The following is a 16,294-nucleotide window of genomic DNA, read 5'->3' on the forward strand; positions in this document are numbered from 1 at the left end:
GCCCGGTGAGCCCTACGACGTCGGCGACGCCGGGGAACCCGCCGTGGTCGAGGGCGTCAAGGGGGAGTGGCGGGTCGACCCGGCGTACCTCGACGCGGCGCCGTTCGCCGGCCGCGCCGCCCTGCTCTCGCCGTTCGACCGCCTCGTGGCCGACCGCAAGCGGCTCGCCGAGCTGTTCGAGTACGAGTACCTGCTCGAGATGTACAAGCCCGCTGCCAAGCGCCGCTGGGGCTACTACGCGCTGCCGGTCCTGTACGCCGACCGGCTGGTCGGCAAGCTCGACGCCACCGCCGACCGCGCGGCCGGTGTCCTGCGGGTGGCCGCGCTGCACGAGGACGAGCCGTTCACCGCGCCGATGCGGACCGCCGTCGACGCCGAGATCGCGGACCTCGCGCGCTGGCTGGGCCTCGAGGTCGAGTGGGCCTAGAAGTCTCCGGTGTCGGTGACCACCGCGTCCAGCTCGACCTCGACCTTCCACCGCGGGTCGAGCAGGCCTGCGACGACCACCATGGTCGAGGCCGGCCGCACGTCGTCGAAGAGCTCGCCGTGCACCGCCCCGACCGCGTCCGCGTCGTCGGCGGAGACGACGTACTGCCGGGTGCGCACGACGTCGGCGATCGACCCGCCGAGCTCGGAGAGCGCGGCCAGGCAGATCTCCCAGCAGCGTCGCGCCTGCGCGGCCGGGTCGGGGTCGACCTCCCCGTCCGGCCACACCGGGGCCGTGCCGCTGACCGCGACCGTCGAGCCGGTCCGGACCGCGCGGCTGAAGCCGATGGAGGACTCGAAGGGCGACCCGGACCGGGCCGAGGAGCGCGTCATGCCAGCAGCCTAGGCCCGGGCCCGAGACGCAGCTCCCACATCTCGGTGTCGATCCACCGGCCGAACTTGTGCCCCACCTCGTGCAGCACACCGACGGCGGTGAACCCGCAGGCCCGGTGCAGCGCCTGACTGCCCGGGTTGGGCAGCGCCACGACCGCGACCACGAGGTGTACGCCGTCGGCGCGCATCAGCCGCAGCAGCTCGTCGTACAGCGCGCGACCCACGCCGTGGCCGCGGGCCTCGGCGGCCACGTAGACCGAGCTCTCCCGGGTCCGCGCGTAGGCGGTGCGCGGCCGGTAGCTGCCCGAGGAGGCGTAGCCCAGGACAGTCCCGTCGTGCTCGGCGACGAGCAGGTGGTCCCCGGGGCCGGTGCTCGCCAGCCGCGGGCGCCAGTGATCGGGCCCCGGGGGCTCGCTGGCGAACGTGGCGATCCCGTGCCGGACCTCCTCGTCGTAGATCGCGGCGACCCCGGGCAGGTCGGCCTCGGTCGCGGGACGGACCACTGCGCGCATGGCGCCATCTTCGCGGAGCCTGTCCGGATCTCGCGCGCCCGGCTCGGAGTCGGCTGGTTGGATGGGCGCCATGAGCAGTGGCGCGATCCTCCCCGACACCAAGGACTGGACCTGGGTCCTCGACCGGCCCTGCCCCGAGTGCGGGTTCGACGCGTCGCGGGTGACCGTCGATCGGCTCGCCGAGGTCGTGCGCGACAACGCGACGACCTGGGAGGCCGTGCTGACGCTCGCGGACGCCGCGGCGCGGCCGGACGCGACGACCTGGTCGCCGCTCGAGTACGCCTGCCACGTCCGCGACGTGCACCGCGTCTTCGACGCCCGTCTGGGCCTGATGCTCGAGGAGATCGACCCGGAGTTCCCCAACTGGGACCAGGACGAGACCGCGATCGCCGAGCGGTACGCCGAGCAGGACCCGGCGACCGTCGCCCGGGAGCTGCTGGAGGCCGCGGCGCTGGTCGCGGCACGCTACGAGTCGGTGCCGCCCGACGCCTGGGGCCGTCGCGGGCTGCGCAGCAACGGCAGCGAGTTCACCGTGGAGAGCCTGGGCCGCTACCACCTCCACGACATCGTCCACCACGCCTGGGACGTGCGCGCGGCCGCCGCGCGCGCCACGGTGGAGTCCTACGACGCCCACGCGGCGGCCTACCACGACCGCACGTCCGAGATGTCGGAGGAGTCGCTCGCGCAGGTCGCCGAGGTCGCGGAGCTGCTCGGCCCCGAGGCCCGCATCCTGGAGATCGGGAGCGGCGGCGGCCGCGACGCGCTGGCGCTGGAGCGGGCCGGGCTGAGCGTGCGGCGCACGGACATCACGCCGGCGTTCGTCGACCTCATGCGCGCGGCCGGCCACGACGCCGACCTGCTCGACCCGCTCACCGACGACCTCGACGACCCGCAGCGCCCCGGCACGCCCTACGACGGCGTGTGGGCGAGCGCGAGCCTGCTCCACGTCGACCGCAGCGACCTGCCGACCGTGCTCCGGCGGCTGGCGGAGGCGACCCGCGGCGGCGGGGTGCTCGCGCTGTGGCTGAAGGAGGGCGACGGCGACGGCTGGTCGACCCACGGCGCCGTGGGCGCGCCGCGCCGGTTCGTCTACTGGCGCGAGGACGACCTCCGGCCGGTGCTCGAGGAGGCCGGCTGGGCGGTGACGCGGGTCGACCACCGCGTCAGCAGCCGCACCGGGGAGCCGTGGCTGGACGTGCGGGCCGAGCGGCCTGGGCAGCCGGGGCGGGCGTGAGGCGGGCGTGAAGCACACGGAGTTCTGGTCCCGGCTGGAGGACGCCCTGGGCCCGGCGTACGCCCGCTCCTGGGCGGACATGTACGTCATGGCCGACCTGGGCGGACGCACCGCCTCGCAGGCGCTGGCGGCCGGGGTGCCGCCCAAGCAGGTGTGGGCGGCGGTCTGGCGCGCGCTCGGGCTGCCGGCGAGCGAGCGGTGAGCGAACCCGTGAGCGACCCCGTGAGCGTGCGGGAGCTGCCCGACCTCGCGGTGGTGCAGCGGCGCACGATGCGGACGCTCGTGGCCGCCCAGGCGGTCGGCGCCATCGGCATCACGATCGGCATCGCGACCGCGTCGCTGCTGGCCCGCGACATCTCGGGCTCGGAGAGCCAGGCCGGGCTCGCCCAGACCTTCCAGGTGCTCGGCGCCGCGGTCGCGTCGTACCTGCTGGCCCGCCTGATGTCCCAGCGCGGCCGCCGGCTCGGCCTGGTGAGCGGCTATCTGCTCGGTGCCACCGGCGCGGTCCTCGCCGTGCTCGCCGGCGTCCTCGACTCCATGGTCGTCCTGCTCGTGGGGGCGGTGCTGCTCGGTGCGACGTCGGCGGCCAACAGCAGCGCGCGGTACGCCGCGACCGACCTGGCCGAGGACGCCCACAAGGGCCGGGCGCTCTCCACGGTCGTGTGGGCGACCACGATCGGTGCGGTCGCGGGCCCCAACCTCACCGGCCCCTCCGGCCGCCTGGCCGAGTGGCTCGGCATCCCCGAGCTCACCGGCCCGTTCGCGCTCGGCAGCCTCGGGATGCTCGGCGCCGCGGTGATCACCTGGCTGCTGCTGCGCCCCGACCCGCTGCTGCTCGCCCGCGAGGCCGCCGGCGAGCCCGAGGAGGCGCCGGCGGGCACCGCCTGGCGGCGTGCGGTCGAGGCCGCCCGCGAGCGTCCGGTGATCGCGTTCGCGGGGCTGGCGATGGCGTGCTCGCACGCCGCGATGGTCGCGGTGATGGTGATGACGCCGCTGCACATGGAGCACGGCCACGCGGAGCTGCGGGTGATCGGCGTCGTGATCAGCATCCACGTGCTCGGCATGTTCGCGTTCTCGCCGCTGGTCGGCATGCTCGCCGACCGCACCGGCCGGGCCGCCGTCGTCGTGGAGGGGGCGGTGCTGCTGCTGATCTCCCTGGTGCTCTCGGCACGCTCGCCCGAGGGCAGCTCGTGGCAGATCTTCGTCGGCCTGTTCCTGCTCGGACTGGGCTGGTCGTTCGTCACGGTCGCCGCCTCGACGCTGATCGCCCAGCACGCGCCGCTCGAGGCACGCACCGACGTCCAGGGCGCCGCGGACCTGGTGATGGGGCTGACCGCGGCGGGCGCGGGTGGGCTGGCCGGCGTGGTCGTCGACGCCTGGGGGTACGCCGAGCTCTCGATCTCCTCGATCGGCCTGGTCGCGCTGGTCGCGATCGGGGGTCTCGGGGCGCGGGCGACCGCCCGGCTGGCAGGGTGAGGCCCATGGCGCACGCGGACGTGGCGGTGATCGGCGGCACCGGGTTCTACTCCTTCCTCGACGGGTCCCCGGGCGGCGTGGAGGAGCACGCTGTGGAGACGCCGTACGGCGCACCCTCGGCGCCGGTCTCGATCGGCACCGTCGCCGGCCGGCGGGTGGCGTTCCTGCCCCGGCACGGCCGGCACCACGAGCACCCGCCGCACCGCATCCCCTACCGCGCGAACCTGTGGGCGCTGCGCTCGCTCGGCGTACGGCAGGTGCTCGCCCCGTGCGCGGTCGGCGGGCTGCGGGCCGAGGTCGCGCCCGGCGACGTCGTCGTACCCGACCAGCTGGTCGACCGCACGCACGGCCGGTCCGGCACGTACGTCGAGACCGGGGCCGTGCACCTCCCGTTCGCCGACCCCTACTGCCCACGCGTGTCGGGCGCCCTGCTGGCGGCCGCACCCGATGCCCGCGCCGGGGGAGCGATGGTGGTCATCGACGGGCCGCGGTTCTCGACGCGCGCCGAGTCGCGCCACTACGCCGACCAGGGCTGGACGCTGATCAACATGACGGGCGCGCCCGAGGCGGCGCTCGCCCGGGAGCTGCGGATGTGCTACTCGGCGATCGCGCTCGTCACCGACATGGACGCCGGCGCCGAGACCGGCGAGGGCGTCGGCCAGGAGGAGGTCTTCGCGCTCTTCCGCGCCAACCTCGACCGGCTGCGCGGCCTGCTCACCCGGGCGGTCGAAGGCCTGCCGGACCCCGAGGGCTGCACGTGCTCGTCGTGGGCCGATGGGCTCGAGCTCACCTACGACGTGCCCTGAGGAGAGCCCGACACGCCGGTCCCTCCTGCTCCGGTCGAACACGTGTTCGGGCTAGGTTGGGTCCACAGGCATGACGCTGGACGAGGTCGTCCACAGCTCGCGGCGGCGCTGATCAGGCGCTGTCGGTGGCTCGCTCTAGCGTCGCCGACGTGCCTGGACCACGACGAGAGAAGAGGAAGCCCCAGATGGCCGGAGGAGACCGCGAGAAGGCGCTGGACGTCGCGCTCGCCAACATCGAGAAGCAGTTCGGCAAGGGTTCGGTGATGCGCCTGGGCGACGAGACCCGCGCCCCGCTCGAGATCATCCCCACGGGGTCGATCGCCCTCGACGTCGCGCTCGGCCTGGGCGGGCTCCCGCGCGGCCGCGTCGTGGAGATCTACGGTCCGGAGTCCTCGGGCAAGACGACCGTCGCCCTGCACGCGGTGGCCAACGCCCAGCGCGCCGGCGGCATCGTGGCGTTCATCGACGCCGAGCACGCGCTCGACCCGGAGTACGCCAAGAACCTCGGCGTCGACACCGACGCCCTGCTGGTCTCCCAGCCCGACTCCGGTGAGCAGGCGCTCGAGATCGCCGACATGCTGATCCGTTCCGGCGCGCTGGACCTGATCGTCATCGACTCGGTCGCCGCGCTGGTGCCCCGCGCCGAGATCGAGGGCGAGATGGGCGACAGCCACGTCGGCCTCCAGGCCCGCCTGATGAGCCAGGCGCTGCGCAAGATGACCGGTGCGCTCAACAACTCCAAGACCACCGCGATCTTCATCAACCAGCTGCGCGAGAAGATCGGCGTGATGTTCGGCTCGCCCGAGACCACGACCGGTGGCCGGGCGCTGAAGTTCTACGCGTCCGTCCGCCTCGACGTGCGCCGCATCGAGACGCTCAAGGACGGCACCGACATGGTCGGCAACCGCACCCGCGTCAAGGTCGTCAAGAACAAGGTGGCCCCGCCGTTCAAGCAGGCGGAGTTCGACATCATGTACGGCAAGGGCATCAGCCGCGAGGGCGGCCTGATCGACGTCGGCGTCGAGGCGGGCATCGTGCGCAAGGCCGGCGCCTGGTACACCTACGAGGGCGACCAGCTCGGTCAGGGCAAGGAGAACGCTCGCACGTTCCTGCGCGACAACCCCGACCTGGCCAACGAGCTGGAGAAGAAGATCCTCGAGAAGCTCGGCGTGGGCCCGACCGTCGACCAGGACGTCGCCGAGCTGCCCGCGGAGCCGATCGGTGTCGGGGACTTCTGAGTCCCGACGGGCTCGATCACCGATGGGGCCCCCTGCCCCCGACTGGCTCGGTGACGTCTCGGCCGGGGTCGACGCGTGGACCAAGCGCGCGCCGGCCCCGCCGGAGGACGTCGCGGTCCAGGTGCCCGAGGCCGACCCCGAGTCGGTGGCGCGCAAGATCCTGCTCGACCAGCTGACGGGTCAGGCGCGCAGCCGCAAGGAGCTGAGCGACAAGCTCGCCGCGCGCAACGTCCCCGACGAGATCGCGACCCGGCTGCTGGACCGGTTCGAGGAGGTCGGCCTGGTCGACGACGAGGCGTTCGCGCGGTCGTGGGTCCAGTCCCGCCAACCGGGCAAGAAGCTCGCTCGTCGCGCGCTCGCCCAGGAGCTGCGGCGCAAGGGCGTCGCCGACGAGGTGGCGCGCGAGGTCCTCGCCGAGGTCGATCCCGCCGACGAGGAGGAGGCCGCCCGGGCGCTGGTGCGCAAGCGGATGCGCTCGCTCGCCGCGGTCGACGACACGACGGCGACCCGGCGACTGGTCGGCATGCTGGCCCGCAAGGGCTACGGTTCCGGCCTCGCGTTCGCCGTGGTGCGAGACGAGCTGGCCCGTGCTGGGCGACAATGCGAGGGTGGCGAGTGAGCGCGAGGTCCTGACGTACGAGCTGTTCGGGACCGCGGTCCACGACCTGGCGCAGCAGGTGGTCGACTCCGGCTACGAGCCGGACATCGTGCTCTCCATCGCCCGCGGCGGCCTGGGTCTGGGGATGGGCCTCGGCTACGCCCTCGACGTGAAGAACCTCTCGGCGATCAACGTGGAGTTCTACACCGGCGTCGACGAGCGTCTCGAGCTCCCGGTCGTGCTGCCGCCGACCCCGGATGCCGTCGACCTGGCCGGCCTGAAGGTCCTGATCGCCGACGACGTGGCCGACACCGGCCGGACGCTCGAGATCGTCCGCGACTTCTGCGCCGACCACGTCGCCGAGGCGCGGATCGCCGTCATCTACGAGAAGCCCTGGACCGTGGTGCATCCCGACTACGTCTGGCGGCGCACCGAGGCCTGGATCGACTTCCCGTGGTCGGCCGCGCCGCCGCTGGTGCGTCGCCAGGGGGCGCGGCCGTGAACGGGCACCGGCTGGTCGTGCACGACCGCGGCCACGACCTGGCCGGCGTCGTCCACGAGGGCGAGGCGTGGGCGGCCGCCGCTCGGCGTACCGTCGCGAGCCTGCACGCCGAACCGGTGCCGGTCGACCTGTCCGGCGAGGTCAAGCACTTCGTGGTCGACCACGACAACCGGGTGACCGTGCGGGCGATGACCCGCGGCGACCTGCCCGACGTCACCCGCTGGCGCCAGAGCGAGCACGTACGCCGCTGGTGGGCCTCGGAGGGTGAGCCCACCCCCGAGCGGATCGAGGCCCGCTACGGCCCGTGCATCGACGGGATGCGCCCGACCCGGATGTGGGTGGCCGAGGTCAACGGACGCTCCGTGGGGTTCGTCCAGGACTACCGGGTGGGCGACTACCCGGAGTACGCCGTGCTCGGCCCCGACCCGGACGCGGTCGCCGTCGACTACGCCCTGGCCGAGGAGTGGTGCGGCCGCGGGTTCGGTGCCCGGGTGCTGTGGGCCTGGATGTCGCGGGCGCGGCAGCGCTTCCCGCAGGTGCGGACCTACTTCGCGGCGCCCGACCACCGCAACGCGGCGTCGCTGCGGATGCTCGCCAAGGCGGGGTTCACCGAGGGGCTGTGGTTCGACGAGCCCCAGGAGGACGGCTCGGTCGACACCGTCGTCGGCTGCAGTCTCGACGTGGGGCGGGTGCTCGGTTGATGATGCGGCGATGACCGCTCACGCCCAGCGACTCCCCAGCGGGTCCGTGGACCTCGCCTCGATCCCGACCGACCGCACCCGGGGCTTCTCCGGTGCCAAGAAGGAGGGCAAGCAGGCACTCGTCGACCTGGGCCCGGAGCTCTCGGAGCTCCAGGAGCGGCTCTACGCCCACGGGCGTAAGGGCTCGGCGCGCCGCATCCTGCTCGTGCTCCAGGGCATGGACACCTCCGGCAAGGGCGGCACCCTGCGCCACACCGTCGGCCTGGTCGACCCCCAAGGGGTGCGGATCATGTCGTTCAAGGCTCCGACCGAGGAGGAGCGGGCCCATGACTTCCTCTGGCGGATCCGCCGAGCGCTTCCCGGCCCGGGGATCGTCGGGGTCTTCGACCGCTCGCACTACGAGGACGTGCTGGTCCCACGGGTCCACGGCCTGGTCGACGAGACCGAGCTCGAGCGTCGTTACGCGGCGATCAACGACTTCGAGCGGGAGCTGACCGAGGGCGGCACCACGATCTTGAAGTGCCTGCTCCACATCTCGCCCGACGAGCAGAAGAAGCGGCTGCTGGCCCGGCTGGCCCAGCCGAGCAAGCACTGGAAGTACAACCCTCACGACGTCGACGAGCGGGCCCGGTGGGCCGACTACCGCCGGGCCTACGAGATCGCGGTCGAGCGCACCAACACCGACGTCGCCCCGTGGTACCTGCTGCCCAGCGACAGCAAGTGGTACCGCAACCTCGCGATCGGCGAGCTGCTCCTGGAGACCCTCCGCGGCTTCGACCTGGACTGGCCCGCCGCCGACTTCGACGTGGACGCGGAACGGGCCAGGCTGACCGGCGAGACGCCGGTCGCCTGACCCGTCTCGGATGCGGGCCGAGCGCGGTCAGTACTTCCGGGTGTAGTAGACGACGCTCTTGGTGGTCGCGAACGCCTTCGAGGACCGGATCACCAGCTGCCAGAAGTACTTGCCCTTGCGCGGCGCGGGGAGCGAGAACGAGACCCGGCTCTTGGAGTTCGTGCGCACGGTCTTGAACTTCTTCCAGGTCTTGCCCTGCTTCTTCATGATGGTGATCGCGCCCTTGTACTTCGGGCTGACCTTGACCTTCATCCCGGCCGTGCGCCCGCTGGTGGGCGTGATGTCGAACTTGCGCTGGATCTTGGCGGCCACCGTCGCGGTCGATCCCGCGTAGTCGCCGCTGCCGCTGTAGATCACGCGATAGGTGGCGTTGCCCTTCGCGCTGGTCGAGTCGTAGAGGTACGCGCTGGTCGAGCTGGCCACCGTCGTCCAGGTGGACTGGCCCGCGAGCTGGCGCTGCACGGTCAGCGTGCCGTCGTAGACCTGCTCGCCGCTGTCGGTCACGACGTTGATCGAGAGCGAGAGGGAGTCTCCGAAGACCGGGACGCCGGGCTGGGTGCGGTAGCCGGGGCCGGAGATCCACGCCCCGCCGTCGGAGCCGACGATGTGGGTGGCGGTGGCGGCGGCGGCCGGGGCAGCCGTGGCGACGGCGAGGGCCGGGCCGGCGACGAAGGCCGTCGTCAGGGCGGCGAGGAGGCGGCGGGTGCGCATCAGGATCCTGTCTGTCATAGGGATTGTGGGGTGGTCGCCGAGCCGACCAGCCCTCGACTACCCCGCCGGGGCTTGCGGTAAACGAACATCTCGGCCCGGCTCGCTAGGGTGTGCCGGTGATCCCCACGGTGAGCGTCACTCGCTACGTCACGCCGTTGCGCGAGGGTGGCAGCCTGCCCGGCATCGTCGAGGGCGACGACCTGGGCACCTACGTGTGCAAGTTCCGCGGCGCCGGCCAGGGGGTGCGGGTGCTGGTGGCCGAGGTGGTCGTGGGTGAGCTGGCGCGCCGGATCGGGCTGCGGACACCCCAGCTGGTCGCGCTCGACCTCGACCCCGAGATCGCCCGCTACGAGGCCGACGAGGAGGTCCAGGACCTCATCAACGCCAGCCCGGGGCTCAACCTGGGCGTGGACTTCCTGCCCGGGGCGTTCGGGTTCGACGGCGAGCTGCCGGCGGACCCCGACGTGGCCGGCAAGGTGCTGTGGCTCGACGCCTTCTGCGCGAACGTCGACCGATCGTGGCGCAACCCCAACCTGCTGGTGTGGCACGGCGACCTGTGGGTGATCGACCACGGGGCGGCGCTGTACTTCCACCACGCCTGGTCCGGTGGCGCGCTGCTCAAGGAGGGTGCCGCCGCACGCTTCGCCGCTCAGCCGTGGAGCCCCGACGACCACGTGCTGCTCTCGTGCGCCCGGGAGCTCCCCGCCGCGGACGAGGCCGTCCGCGCGGTGCTCTCCACCGACGTGTTCGCCGAGGTGCTGGCCGAGGTGCCCGACCCGTGGCTGGAGCCGGTGCCCGGCGCCGAGAGCCCCGAGGCCGTGCGCGCGGCGTACGTCGGCTTCCTCACCGAGCGCCTCGGCTCGCGCCAGTGGCTGCCGGAGGTGGCCGCACGATGACCACCACCCCACGACTGGCCTACCAGTATGTCGTCCTGCGCTGCGTCCCCCGCGTGGACCGGGAGGAGTTCCTCAACGTCGGGGTGGTGGTCTACTGCCAGGCCTCGGACTATCTGGAGGTGGCCTGGCACGTCGATCGCGAGCGGCTGCGCGCCTTCGCGCCCGACCTCGACCTCGACCAGGTGTGCGAGGCCCTCGAGTTCGTCGCGGGCGTGTGCCGCGGCGAGGAGCGGGCCGGGCTGGCCGCGAGCAGGCCGCTCGGCGAGCGGTTCGGGTTCCTCAAGGCGCCCCGGAGCACGGTCCTCCAGCCGGGGCCGGTGCACGGCGGCCTGACCCGCGACCCCGCTCGCCAGCTCGAGCATCTCGCCGAGCAGCTGGTGGGTTGACCCGCCCGAGACTTTCGGGCGGGTCGACGGGTCAGACCGGGACCAGCTCGACGGCGCCGACCGCGTAGCGCGCCAGCACGGTGCGGGCCAGCTCCGGGTGCGCGCCCAGCGGCTCGGAGACCGCCACCGCGCCGGCCTCCAGGGCCAGCTCGGCCGCCCGGTCGGGGAGGAAGCCGGGGGCCAGGAACAACGAGGCGACCGCGATGTGGCGCCGACCCTCGGCCCGGAACGCGCGGACGGCCTCGCCGGTCGCCGGGGGAGTGGCCGACGCGAACGCCGCGGTCACCGGCAGCCGGTGGTGGGTGCCCCAGACCCGGGCCAGGCGAGCGACGGCCTGGTTCGCGAGCGGGTCGCTGGAGCCCGCGGCGGCCAGCACGAGAGCATCGAGCTCGCGGACGCGGTTGACCCGCAGGGCCTCGCGCATCCGGAGGTCGAGCACCTCGAGGAACCGCGGCTCGAGGCCGAGGACCGAGGTGGCCCGGACCTGGAGACCGGGGTGCCGGTCGACGGCCTCGGCCACGGCGCTCGGGACGTCCACCTTGGCGTGGTAGGCCTCGGAGAGCAGCAGCGGCACGACGACGATCTCGTCGTGGCCGGCCTTCACCAGCCGGTCGACGACCGTGCCGAACGACGGGCGCGAGAGCTCGAGGAACGCCGGCTCGACGCGCAGGTCGGGTCGCATGGCCCGGACCTCGTCGACCAGGGCCTTGATGGTCGCGGCCGAGCGAGGGTCACGACTGCCGTGAGCCAGGGCCACCAGTGCAGGAGCAGCCATCACGCCGCCTCCTTACGTGTGCGTGTGGTTGGTGCGGTGCGGTGCTTCAACATCCGCTCACGGCCGGCCACGCTGCCGGTCGTGCTGAGCAGGGGGAGTGCGGGGGTCCTCATGAGTGGATCCCGCACTCGGTCTTGGCGGTGCCGGCCCACCGGCCGCTGCGGGCGTCCTCGCCGGGGGCGACGCGCCGGGTGCAGGGCCAGCAGCCGATGGAGGGGTAGCCGTCGTACACGAGCGGGTTCACGAGCACGCCGTGGTCGGCGATGTAGCGCTCGACCTGCTCGTCGCTCCAGCGGGCGAGCGGCGAGACCTTGACCTTCCCGCGCCGGGCGTCCCACCCGATCACCGGGGCGACCACACGGTGCTTGGTCTCCGCGCGCCGCAGCCCGGTCGCCCAGGCGTCGTAGCCGTCGAGGGCGTCCGCGAGCGGCTGGACCTTGCGCAGCTGGCAGCACCGGTCCGGGTCGGTCTTGTAGAGGTCCTTGCCGTACGCCGCGTCCTGCTCCTCGACCGACTGTGCGGGCGTGATCGTGAGCAGGTTGACCGGCATCGTCGCCTGCACCGCGTCGCGGGTGCCGATGGTCTCGGCGAAGTGGTAGCCGGTGTCCAGGAACACCACGTCGATGCCCGGCGCGACCTTCGAGACCAGGTCGGTCAGCACGGCGTCGCCCATCGAGGACGTCACGCAGAAGCGGGCGCCGAACGTCGCGACGGCCCATTCCACGATGTGCTCGGCCGGAGCGAGCTCGAGCTCGGCGCCCCAGTGGGAGACCAGCTCGCGCAGCTCCTCGGCCGAGCGGCCGGCGGTCTCGGTGCCGCGGAACGCGCGGGCCGAGCGGGTGGTGGCGGCGCTCATGCGAGGTCACCTCCCGGGCGGAGCAGGCCGATGAGCTTGAGGCTGAAGGCCCGCAGGCACGAGCGGCACTCCCAGGCGCCGTGGGTGCCCTCGTGGGGGCGCAGGTCCTCGTCGCCGCAGTAGGGGCAGTGGAAGGGGACGGCGCGCTCGCTCATGAGCCCACCGCGTCCAGGACCTTGTCGCCGCGCAGCTGCTCCTCGTCGGCGCGCGCGACCCAGGCCGCGAACGACTCGCCCTCGCCGCGGTCGGCGAGGTAGTGCGTGACCAGCGCGGTCACGTAGTCGTCGAGGCCGGCGCTGGTGACCTTGTGGGCGCGCAGCTTGCGCCCGAGGGTGTTGTGCAGCCCGATCCCGCCGCCGAGGTGCACCTGGAAGCCCTCGACCTGCCGGCCCTCGTGCATGACCAGCTGGCCCTTCAGGCCGATGTCGGCGATCTGGGTGCGCGCGCACGCGTTCGGGCAGCCGTTGACGTTGACGGTGATGGGGGTGTCCAGGTCGGGGAAGCGACGCTCCAGCTCGGCGACCAGGTCGATCGCCCGCTGCTTGGTGTCGACGATCGCGAGCTTGCAGAACTCGATGCCCGTGCAGGCCATCGTCGCGCGCCGCCAGTTCGACGGGCGGGCGCTGAGGCCGATCAGCTCGAGGTCGTCGGCCAGCGCCTCGACCCGGGCGCCCTCGACGCCGATCACCACGATCTTCTGGTACGCCGTCAGGCGGGCCCCGGCGGCGCCGTACTTCTCCACGAGGTCGCCGAGCGCGGTGAGGGTCGGGCCGTCGATCCGGCCGACCGTCGGCGTGATGCCGAGGTAGAACCGGCCGTCCTTCTGCTCGTGCACGCCGATGTGGTCGCCGGAGACGGTGCCGGACTCGGGGGAGACCGCGTCGGGCAGGGCGCGGTGGAGGTACTCGCCCTCGAGCACGCTGCGGAACTTCTCGATGCCCCAGTCGGCGACCAGGAACTTCAGCCGGGCCCGCGACCGCAGTCGCCGGTAGCCGTAGTCGCGGAAGATCGAGATCACGCCCTCCCAGACGTCCGGGACGTCCTCGAGCGCGATCCAGACACCCATCTTCTGGGCGAGCATCGGGTTGGTGGACAGGCCGCCACCGACCCACAGGTCGAAGCCGGGGCCGTGCTCGGGGTGGTCGATCCCGACGAACGAGACGTCGTTGATCTCCGGGGCGCCGTCCAGGCTCGGGTGCCCGGAGACCGAGGTCTTGAACTTGCGCGGGAGGTTCGCGAAGTCCGGGTTGCCGATGTAGCGGCGCTTGATCTCCGCCAGCGCCGGGGTGCCGTCGATGATCTCGTCCTTCGCGACGCCGGCGACGGGCGACCCGAGGAAGCCTCGCGGCGAGTCGCCACAGGCCTCCAGGGTGCTCAGCCCGACCTGGTCCAGGCGGCTCCAGATCTCGGGGACCGACTCGATCTCGATCCAGTGGAACTGGATGTTCTGCCGGTCGGTGACGTCGGCGGTGCCGCGGGCGAAGTCCGTCGAGATGCCACCCAGCGTGCGCAGCTGGTCCGGGCCGAGCAGGGCGCCGTCGGTGCGGACGCGCATCATGAAGTACGGCGCGTCCAGGTCGTTCGGGTCGACGGTCGCGGTCTTGCCCCCGTCGAAGCCCTCGGCGCGCTGGGTGTAGAGCCCCATCCAGCGGAACCGGCCGCGCAGGTCGGCCGGGTCGATCGAGGCGAAGCCGCGCCGGGCGTAGATGTTGAGGATCCGGTCGCGGACGTTGAGGGGCGCGTCGTCCTTCTTGGACTGCTCGTTGGCGTTGAGGGGCTCGCGGAACCCCAGGGCCCACTGCCCCTCGGCGCGCTTGGGCCGGGGGATCTCGGTGCGGGCGGCGGGACTGATGGTGTAGCGCAGGTCGGTCATCGGTGGCTTCCTGGACGGGTGGCGCGCGACCCCTCGAACCGGGCGGGCCACGTCGTCGGGGCCTCGGTCAACCGGTGCGGTCAGCTGCGCGGTGGGCGGCGGGTCAGGAATGCCAACACATCATGCTGCGCGTGCGCCCGAGGTCCACGTGGCGTCGAACCACGAGGTAGGCGTGCGTCACAGCGGAGACCATGTCAAGGAGTCTCAGGGGGCGGACGGCCATCCCACAAGGCGAAATCTCATGATGTGGAACGGCCGTCTGGAATGTGAGACGCCGGCCCGGAGCCGTCCGCCTGACGGGGAAAGCCGCTGCGAGCCAGGTCACACGGCAGGGGTCCGGCGGACGACGTCGACCGCCGTCAGCAGCCGACACTAGGCTGGGGTCCATGACGGACGCCCGGATCAGTTCCCTCACCAGCAGCGCCTACCAGCAGGCTCTCGAGGTGATCGCCTCGGTCGAGCCGCGGATCGCCGAGGCGACCCGCCGCGAGCTGACCGACCAGCGAGGTTCGCTGAAGCTGATCGCGAGCGAGAACTACGCCTCGCCGGCGGTGCTGCTGACGATGGGCACCTGGTTCAGCGACAAGTACGCCGAGGGCACCGTCGGCCACCGGTTCTACGCGGGCTGCCAGAACGTCGACACCGTCGAGGCGCTGGCCGCCGAGCACGCGCGCGAGCTGTTCGGCGCGCCGTACGCCTATGCCCAGCCGCACTCCGGCATCGACGCCAACCTGGTGGCGTACTGGGCGATCCTGGCCCACCGCGTCGAGACGCCGGCTCTCGAGCGCCTGGGCGCCAAGAACGTCAACGAGCTGACCGAGGCGGACTGGGAGTCGGTGCGCCACGAGCTCGGCAACCAGCGGCTGCTCGGCATGTCGCTCGACGCGGGCGGCCACCTCACCCACGGGTTCCGGCCCAACATCAGCGGCAAGATGTTCCACCAGCAGCAGTACGGCACCGACCCGGAGACGGGGCTGCTCGACTACGACGTCGTGCGCGCCAAGGCCAAGGAGTTCAAGCCGCTCGTGCTGGTGGCGGGCTACTCCGCCTACCCGCGCCGGGTGAACTTCGCGAAGATGCGCGAGATCGCCGACGAGGTGGACGCGACGCTGATGGTCGACATGGCCCACTTCGCCGGGCTGGTGGCCGGCAAGGTGTTCACCGGCGACGAGGACCCGGTCCCGCACGCCCACGTGACGACCACGACGACGCACAAGTCGCTGCGCGGCCCGCGCGGCGGCCTCGTGCTCGCCCAGGAGGAGTTCGCCGCCGACGTCGACCGCGGCTGCCCGATGGTCCTGGGCGGACCGCTCTCGCACGTGATGGCGGCCAAGGCCGTCGCGCTCGCCGAGGCGCGCCAGCCCGAGTTCCGCGGCTACGCCCAGGACGTCGCCGACAACGCCCAGTCCCTCGCACAGGGCTTCCTGTCGCGCGGTGCCCGCCTCGTCACGGGCGGCACGGACAACCACATCGTGCTGCTCGACGTCTCCGGCTTCGGCCTCACCGGCCGACAGGCCGAGTCCGCGCTGCTGGAGGCGGGCGTGGTCACCAACCGCAACTCGATCCCGCAGGACCCCAACGGCGCGTGGTACACCTCGGGCATCCGCCTCGGCACCCCGGCCCTCACGACGCGCGGGTTCGGCCACGACGAGTTCGACCGGGTCGCCGAGCTGATCGTCGACGTCCTCACCGCCACCGAGCCGGGCACCACCAAGGACGGCAAGCCGTCGAAGGCGTCCTACCGGCTCGCGGACGGCGTCTCGGACAAGGTGCACGCGGCGTCGGCGGAGCTGCTCGACAAGCACCCGCTCTACCCGGGCCTGGACCTTGCGTAGCTAGACCTGCGGCGTCGCCCGCTCCACGATCGCGCGCAGGTCGCCGCCCTCGAGCGTGCCGAACACGCCGTCGTACGACGTGCCGAGCCGGGACGCGCAGAAGACGTCGGCGACCTCGGCGGGCGCGAAGCGCACCAGCAGCGCGCCTTGGAGGCACAGCGCCATCCGGCTCGCGAGCCGCCGGGCGTTGAGCTCGAGCGCGGCGGGGTCGCCCATCAGGGTG

The 16,294-nt window shown here is 72.8% G+C and carries 20 protein-coding genes and 1 pseudogene; 13 read left to right on the plus strand and 8 right to left on the minus strand.

Features of this window, described 5'->3' with window-relative positions; translation table 11 throughout:
* Positions 1-427 (plus strand): DNA glycosylase AlkZ-like family protein (locus VGD85_RS22240; RefSeq protein WP_331065617.1); only part of this gene is annotated, 427 nt, incomplete at its 5' end.
* Here VGD85_RS22240 and VGD85_RS22245 read toward each other — a convergent pair.
* Both VGD85_RS22245 and VGD85_RS22250 read right to left on the minus strand, forming a co-directional pair.
* Positions 424-819: a RidA family protein gene (locus VGD85_RS22245; protein WP_331065618.1), complete on the minus strand. Its 396-nt coding sequence runs from the start codon at positions 817-819 to the stop codon at positions 424-426. The genes VGD85_RS22240 and VGD85_RS22245 overlap by 4 nt on opposite strands.
* The gene (locus tag VGD85_RS22250; protein ID WP_331065619.1) at positions 816-1,331 is read right to left on the minus strand and encodes an N-acetyltransferase family protein; all 516 of its coding nucleotides are present in this window, start codon (positions 1,329-1,331) and stop codon (positions 816-818) included. The genes VGD85_RS22245 and VGD85_RS22250 overlap by 4 nt, the downstream gene beginning before the upstream one ends.
* Before the next feature lie 70 nt (positions 1,332-1,401).
* On the opposite strand from VGD85_RS22250, the gene VGD85_RS22255 reads away from it, so the two are divergent.
* The 9 genes from VGD85_RS22255 to VGD85_RS22295 all read left to right on the plus strand — a co-directional run bounded on the left by VGD85_RS22255 (position 1,402) and on the right by VGD85_RS22295 (position 8,739).
* Positions 1,402-2,565 carry a class I SAM-dependent methyltransferase gene (locus tag VGD85_RS22255; RefSeq protein WP_331065620.1) on the plus strand — a complete coding sequence of 388 codons (1,164 nt, stop codon included), beginning with the start codon at positions 1,402-1,404 and terminating at the stop codon, positions 2,563-2,565.
* A gap of 7 nt (positions 2,566-2,572) precedes the next feature.
* On the plus strand, positions 2,573-2,767 hold the full coding sequence (locus VGD85_RS22260; RefSeq protein ID WP_331065621.1) for a DUF3046 domain-containing protein: 195 nt from the start codon (positions 2,573-2,575) through the stop codon (positions 2,765-2,767).
* 8 nt (positions 2,768-2,775) lie between these two features.
* Positions 2,776-4,041, plus strand: a complete 1,266-nt coding sequence (locus VGD85_RS22265) for an MFS transporter (protein ID WP_331065622.1) — start codon at positions 2,776-2,778, stop codon at positions 4,039-4,041.
* Between the two features lie 5 nt (positions 4,042-4,046).
* Entirely contained in the window at positions 4,047-4,847 is an 801-nt protein-coding gene (locus VGD85_RS22270; RefSeq protein ID WP_331065623.1) for an S-methyl-5'-thioadenosine phosphorylase, read from the plus strand.
* Between the two features lie 185 nt (positions 4,848-5,032).
* A complete protein-coding gene (recA, locus tag VGD85_RS22275) occupies positions 5,033-6,085 on the plus strand; it encodes a recombinase RecA (RefSeq protein WP_331065624.1) in 1,053 nt (350 codons plus the stop codon).
* Between the two features lie 22 nt (positions 6,086-6,107).
* Positions 6,108-6,704, plus strand: coding sequence for a regulatory protein RecX (locus VGD85_RS22280; RefSeq protein ID WP_331065625.1), 597 nt, complete (start codon positions 6,108-6,110; stop codon positions 6,702-6,704).
* Positions 6,694-7,185, plus strand: a complete 492-nt coding sequence (locus VGD85_RS22285) for a phosphoribosyltransferase (protein ID WP_331065626.1) — start codon at positions 6,694-6,696, stop codon at positions 7,183-7,185. Before VGD85_RS22280 ends, VGD85_RS22285 begins: the two co-directional genes overlap by 11 nt.
* A complete protein-coding gene (locus VGD85_RS22290) occupies positions 7,182-7,886 on the plus strand; it encodes a GNAT family N-acetyltransferase (protein WP_331065627.1) in 705 nt (234 codons plus the stop codon). Before VGD85_RS22285 ends, VGD85_RS22290 begins: the two co-directional genes overlap by 4 nt.
* A gap of 10 nt (positions 7,887-7,896) precedes the next feature.
* Entirely contained in the window at positions 7,897-8,739 is an 843-nt protein-coding gene (locus VGD85_RS22295) for a PPK2 family polyphosphate kinase (protein ID WP_331065628.1), read from the plus strand.
* A 27-nt stretch (positions 8,740-8,766) separates the two neighbouring features.
* On the opposite strand, the gene VGD85_RS22300 is transcribed toward VGD85_RS22295, so the two are convergent.
* Positions 8,767-9,450 carry a hypothetical protein gene (locus VGD85_RS22300; protein WP_331065629.1) on the minus strand — a complete coding sequence of 228 codons (684 nt, stop codon included), beginning with the start codon at positions 9,448-9,450 and terminating at the stop codon, positions 8,767-8,769.
* A 116-nt stretch (positions 9,451-9,566) separates the two neighbouring features.
* Between VGD85_RS22300 and VGD85_RS22305 the strand changes: the two genes are divergently transcribed.
* On the plus strand, positions 9,567-10,346 hold the full coding sequence (locus VGD85_RS22305; protein ID WP_331065630.1) for a HipA family kinase: 780 nt from the start codon (positions 9,567-9,569) through the stop codon (positions 10,344-10,346).
* Positions 10,343-10,732: a DUF3037 domain-containing protein gene (locus tag VGD85_RS22310; RefSeq protein WP_331065631.1), complete on the plus strand. Its 390-nt coding sequence runs from the start codon at positions 10,343-10,345 to the stop codon at positions 10,730-10,732. Before VGD85_RS22305 ends, VGD85_RS22310 begins: the two co-directional genes overlap by 4 nt.
* A 31-nt stretch (positions 10,733-10,763) precedes the next feature.
* Here the strand turns inward: VGD85_RS22310 and VGD85_RS22315 are convergent, their stop codons facing one another.
* The 4 genes from VGD85_RS22315 to VGD85_RS22330 all read right to left on the minus strand — a co-directional run bounded on the left by VGD85_RS22315 (position 10,764) and on the right by VGD85_RS22330 (position 14,236).
* Positions 10,764-11,507, minus strand: coding sequence for a sirohydrochlorin chelatase (locus tag VGD85_RS22315; RefSeq protein WP_331065632.1), 744 nt, complete (start codon positions 11,505-11,507; stop codon positions 10,764-10,766).
* A gap of 109 nt (positions 11,508-11,616) precedes the next feature.
* Entirely contained in the window at positions 11,617-12,363 is a 747-nt protein-coding gene (locus VGD85_RS22320) for a phosphoadenylyl-sulfate reductase (protein WP_331065633.1), read from the minus strand.
* Positions 12,360-12,518 carry a hypothetical protein gene (locus VGD85_RS22325; protein ID WP_331065634.1) on the minus strand — a complete coding sequence of 53 codons (159 nt, stop codon included), beginning with the start codon at positions 12,516-12,518 and terminating at the stop codon, positions 12,360-12,362. The genes VGD85_RS22320 and VGD85_RS22325 overlap by 4 nt, the downstream gene beginning before the upstream one ends.
* Entirely contained in the window at positions 12,515-14,236 is a 1,722-nt protein-coding gene (locus VGD85_RS22330; RefSeq protein ID WP_331065635.1) for a nitrite/sulfite reductase, read from the minus strand. Before VGD85_RS22330 ends, VGD85_RS22325 begins: the two co-directional genes overlap by 4 nt.
* A 386-nt stretch (positions 14,237-14,622) precedes the next feature.
* Between VGD85_RS22330 and VGD85_RS22335 the strand changes: the two genes are divergently transcribed.
* Positions 14,623-16,071 carry a glycine hydroxymethyltransferase gene (locus VGD85_RS22335; protein ID WP_331065636.1) on the plus strand — a complete coding sequence of 483 codons (1,449 nt, stop codon included), beginning with the start codon at positions 14,623-14,625 and terminating at the stop codon, positions 16,069-16,071.
* Here the strand turns inward: VGD85_RS22335 and VGD85_RS22340 are convergent.
* Positions 16,072-16,294 (minus strand): annotated as a pseudogene (locus tag VGD85_RS22340) (DNA alkylation response protein); the annotation flags it as partial.

The organism is Nocardioides sp., assembly GCF_036401255.1.
Classification (GTDB): Bacteria; Actinomycetota; Actinomycetes; order Propionibacteriales; family Nocardioidaceae; genus Nocardioides.

What these genes read in the sequence shown, in the direction of transcription:
- VGD85_RS22245 (WP_331065618.1), bottom strand. Translation starts at nt 819, where the DNA reads ATGACGCGCTCCTCGGCCCGGTCCGGGTCGCCCTTCGAGTCCTCCATC.
- VGD85_RS22250 (WP_331065619.1), bottom strand. Translation starts at nt 1,331, where the DNA reads ATGCGCGCAGTGGTCCGTCCCGCGACCGAGGCCGACCTGCCCGGGGTC.
- VGD85_RS22255 (WP_331065620.1), top strand. Translation starts at nt 1,402, where the DNA reads ATGAGCAGTGGCGCGATCCTCCCCGACACCAAGGACTGGACCTGGGTC.
- VGD85_RS22270 (WP_331065623.1), top strand. Translation starts at nt 4,047, where the DNA reads ATGGCGCACGCGGACGTGGCGGTGATCGGCGGCACCGGGTTCTACTCC.
- recA (WP_331065624.1), top strand. Translation starts at nt 5,033, where the DNA reads ATGGCCGGAGGAGACCGCGAGAAGGCGCTGGACGTCGCGCTCGCCAAC.
- VGD85_RS22280 (WP_331065625.1), top strand. Translation starts at nt 6,108, where the DNA reads ATGGGGCCCCCTGCCCCCGACTGGCTCGGTGACGTCTCGGCCGGGGTC.
- VGD85_RS22295 (WP_331065628.1), top strand. Translation starts at nt 7,897, where the DNA reads ATGACCGCTCACGCCCAGCGACTCCCCAGCGGGTCCGTGGACCTCGCC.
- VGD85_RS22300 (WP_331065629.1), bottom strand. Translation starts at nt 9,450, where the DNA reads ATGCGCACCCGCCGCCTCCTCGCCGCCCTGACGACGGCCTTCGTCGCC.
- VGD85_RS22310 (WP_331065631.1), top strand. Translation starts at nt 10,343, where the DNA reads ATGACCACCACCCCACGACTGGCCTACCAGTATGTCGTCCTGCGCTGC.
- VGD85_RS22315 (WP_331065632.1), bottom strand. Translation starts at nt 11,507, where the DNA reads ATGGCTGCTCCTGCACTGGTGGCCCTGGCTCACGGCAGTCGTGACCCT.
- VGD85_RS22320 (WP_331065633.1), bottom strand. Translation starts at nt 12,363, where the DNA reads ATGAGCGCCGCCACCACCCGCTCGGCCCGCGCGTTCCGCGGCACCGAG.
- VGD85_RS22325 (WP_331065634.1), bottom strand. Translation starts at nt 12,518, where the DNA reads ATGAGCGAGCGCGCCGTCCCCTTCCACTGCCCCTACTGCGGCGACGAG.
- VGD85_RS22330 (WP_331065635.1), bottom strand. Translation starts at nt 14,236, where the DNA reads ATGACCGACCTGCGCTACACCATCAGTCCCGCCGCCCGCACCGAGATC.
- VGD85_RS22335 (WP_331065636.1), top strand. Translation starts at nt 14,623, where the DNA reads ATGACGGACGCCCGGATCAGTTCCCTCACCAGCAGCGCCTACCAGCAG.